Raw genomic sequence first — 2,396 nt, forward strand, 5'->3', positions numbered from 1 at the left:
CACGCTGTTGAGTTCTCAAGGTGCGGACGCTTCCTTTGTACTTACCCTCTCGGGCTTTCCTCCGGGCGCTTCCTTCGTTCTTGCGTTTCCGACTCTATCAGATCTTTTTCCGATCCGATTTCCTCGGTGCTTTCCGGTTCCGGCGCTTTCGCGCTTTTCCCTTCCGGCGTTTCCGACTCTATCAGAAGTTTTCCGACCGGATTTCCCGGCGTTCGGATCCTCGAAAGGAGTCGGGGTTTGTGCTCGACGGTCGGAATTCAGTTCCAACCCTGCGAGCGAAGATGATTCTAGACCGTTGCCGTCGAACTGTCCAGTCCGACGCAACCGTTCGAATCTACCTCCCCGCGCCGACCGTGTCAACGGTCTTTGCGGGACGACGAGACACTAGCAGCTCAGGGCCCTGATCCGCACATCGGCCCACCGGGGGCGGCGGCCTGACAGCCCTGTCAGGCCTGTCAGGCCGCGGTCGGCAGGGTCGCGCTGCGGTCCGACTCCTCGACGTCGCCCACCTCGCCCGCCCGGGCCGCGCGGCCGCCCAGGACGTAGACGTACGCCAGGAAGGCCGCCTCGGCCACGATGCCGATGGCGATCCGGGCCCAGGTCGGAAGGCCCGAGGGGGTCACGAAGCCCTCGATGACGCCGGAGACGAAGAGCACCACCGCCAGGCCGATGGCCATGCCCAGCGCGGCGCGGCCCTGCTCCGCGAGAGCCTCCCGGCGGGTGCGCGGGCCCGGGTCCACGACCGTCCAGCCGAGGCGCAGGCCCATGCCCGCCGCGACGAAGACGGCCGTCAGCTCCAGCAGGCCGTGCGGGAGGATCAGGCCGAGGAAGGTGTCCAGGCGGCCGGCAGAGGCCATCAGGCCGATGCCTACGCCGAGGTTCGCCATGTTCAGGAAGAGGATCCAGAGGACGGGGATGCCCAGGAAGGCCCCCAGGACCAGGCACATCGCGGCGGCCTGGGCGTTGTTCGTCCAGACCTTGGCGGCGAAGGACGCCGCAGGGTGGCTGGAGTAGTACGTCTCGTACTCACCGCCCGGCTTGGTCATCTGCTTCAGCTCTTCCGGCGCGCCGATCGAGGCCTGGACCTCGGGGTGCGCGGCTATCCACCAGCCGATCAGGACGCCGATCGCGATGGACAGCACCGCGGTGGGGATCCACCAGCGGCGACTGCGGTACACGGCGGCGGGGAAGCCGGCGGTGAAGAAGAGGATCACGTCGCGCCAGCCGGCCCGGCGGGTACCCGTGACCGTCGCGCGGGCGCGCGCGACCAGCTGGGTCAGCCGTCCGGTGAGCATCGGGTCGGGGGCGCTGGACTGGATCAGGGAGAGGTGGGTGGCGGCCCGCTGGTACAGGGCGACCAGCTCGTCCGCCTCGGCTCCGGTCAGCCGCCGGCCGCGGCCGAGGAGCTGCTCCAGGCGGTCCCACTCAGCCCGGTGGGCGGACACGAAGACGTCGAGATCCATCCGGTTTACCGCTCCCCTGCCCCAGGTGCCTTACTCCTACGGTGGTCAGCTTGGCAGACTTGATGACAGCTTTCGTTGGAGGGCCGGGTCCGGCCACGTGAAGGGTGAGCATCGGTGAGCGATCTGGTGACGGGGGACGCGGTCGTCCTGGGGCTGCATCCGGCGAGGCTGCCGAGCCGGGCCCTGGCGATCTTCTTGGACCTGCTCGTCTACTTCACCGGCTACGTGCTCATATCGGTGGGCCTGGCGTTCGCGACCGCCTCCATGGACAGCGCCGCGCAGGCGGCGGTGACGGTGGCGAGCTTCCTGCTCTTCCTGGTCGGGGTGCCGATCGCCGTGGAGACACTGAGCCGGGGGCGCTCGCTGGGCAAGCTCGCGTGCGGGCTGCGCGTGGTGCGGGACGACGGCGGTCCGGTCCGCTTCCGGCACGCGCTGGTGCGCGGGGCGCTGGGGGTGGTGGAGCTGCTCATCACCTTCGGGACCGTGGCCTGTATCGCCTCGCTGGTCTCGGCGCGGGGCCGGCGGCTCGGCGACGTCTTCGCCGGGACGCTGGTGGTGCGGGAGCGGGTGCCCACGGAGCGGGTGATGCCGGTGCCGCCTCCGCCGCCGTGGCTGGCGGGCCGTTTCACCGGGCTGGACCTCTCGGGGGTGCCGGACGGGCTGTGGCTGGCGATACGCCAGTACCTGACGCGGATGCGGCACCTGGACCCGCAGGTGAGCGTGGCGATGGCGGCGAAGCTGGCCGACGACCTGGTCGCGCGGACGGGCACGCCCCCGCCGCCGGGGGTGCCGGCCGCCGCGTACCTGGCGGCCGTGGTGCACGAGCGGCAGACGCGGGACGCGGCGCGGGCCTTCGGGCGGCCGGGTGCGGGGAACGGGCACGGACACGGGAACGGGCATGCGTACGGCTGTCTCTTAATAACATCTCAGAGA

General features: G+C 70.2%; 2 protein-coding genes. One reads left to right on the forward strand and one right to left on the reverse strand.

Features of this window, described 5'->3' with window-relative positions; genetic code table 11:
• Positions 1-455 precede the first annotated feature (455 nt).
• Positions 456-1,463 carry a stage II sporulation protein M gene (locus GPJ59_RS35515; protein ID WP_219672240.1) on the reverse strand — a complete coding sequence of 336 codons (1,008 nt, stop codon included), beginning with the start codon at positions 1,461-1,463 and terminating at the stop codon, positions 456-458.
• A 114-nt stretch (positions 1,464-1,577) separates the two neighbouring features.
• On the opposite strand from GPJ59_RS35515, the gene GPJ59_RS35520 reads away from it, so the two are divergent.
• Positions 1,578-2,396 (forward strand): RDD family protein (locus GPJ59_RS35520; RefSeq protein WP_219672242.1); only part of this gene is annotated, 819 nt, incomplete at its 3' end.

This window comes from Streptomyces bambusae (genome assembly GCF_019400985.1).
In the GTDB taxonomy this organism is placed as follows: domain Bacteria; phylum Actinomycetota; class Actinomycetes; order Streptomycetales; family Streptomycetaceae; genus Streptomyces; species Streptomyces bambusae_A.

What these genes read in the sequence shown, in the direction of transcription:
- GPJ59_RS35515 (WP_219672240.1), bottom strand. Translation starts at nt 1,463, where the DNA reads ATGGATCTCGACGTCTTCGTGTCCGCCCACCGGGCTGAGTGGGACCGC.